General features: G+C 69.8%; 2 pseudogenes. Both read right to left on the bottom strand.

Features of this window, described 5'->3' with window-relative positions:
- Positions 1–186, bottom strand: a pseudogene (locus EXE44_RS17890) (nucleotide sugar dehydrogenase); the annotation flags it as partial.
- A pseudogene (locus tag EXE44_RS17885) lies at positions 183–550 on the bottom strand (gfo/Idh/MocA family oxidoreductase); the annotation flags it as partial. The pseudogenes EXE44_RS17885 and EXE44_RS17890, both read right to left, overlap by 4 nt.

The raw sequence follows: 550 nt of genomic DNA, 5'->3' as shown, positions 1-550 counted from the left end.
GACGTCGACGCCGGTCACCGCACCGGTCGTCTCGCCGTACACCAGCGCCAGCGGCAGCCCGATCTTTCCCATCCCGTACACCGCGACGGGGGCGCGCCCCTCGCGGAGGGCCGCGCGCTGTTCGTCCGGAGACGAGTCGGCGCCGTACAGCCCGACGGTCTCCGTCGAGGGAGCGTTCGTCGTCATCGGCCACCCGACTTCGCGACCGGCGCTTCGGGACCGTCGAGCGCCTCGCTGATCTCGCGGATCAGCTCGATCACCCGGAGCCCGTCCTGCCCGGTGACCTCGGGGGCGGTCCCCTCGTTCACGGCCGAGACGAACGACGCGATCTCGCCGCGGAGGGGCTCGCCGTTTTTGACCTGCGGTCGCTCGACGACGCTCTCTGAGCGGTACCTGACGTCGCCGTTCGACTCGACGTAGCCGGGCAGCGAGTGCCGGTGGATCTTCACCGACTGGGTCAGGTAGTCTACCGTCACCCGACAGTCCCGACCGGTGACCGCGAGTTCGCGGACCTTCTGGTGGGTGATCCGACTCGCTGTCAGCGTGCCTA

The organism is Halorubrum sp. SS7 (genome assembly GCF_005435055.1).
Lineage (GTDB): Archaea > Halobacteriota > Halobacteria > Halobacteriales > Haloferacaceae > Halorubrum > Halorubrum salinarum.
The sequence above is the reverse complement of the archived record's forward strand: the minus strand, read 5'-3'. Positions and strand labels throughout refer to the sequence as shown.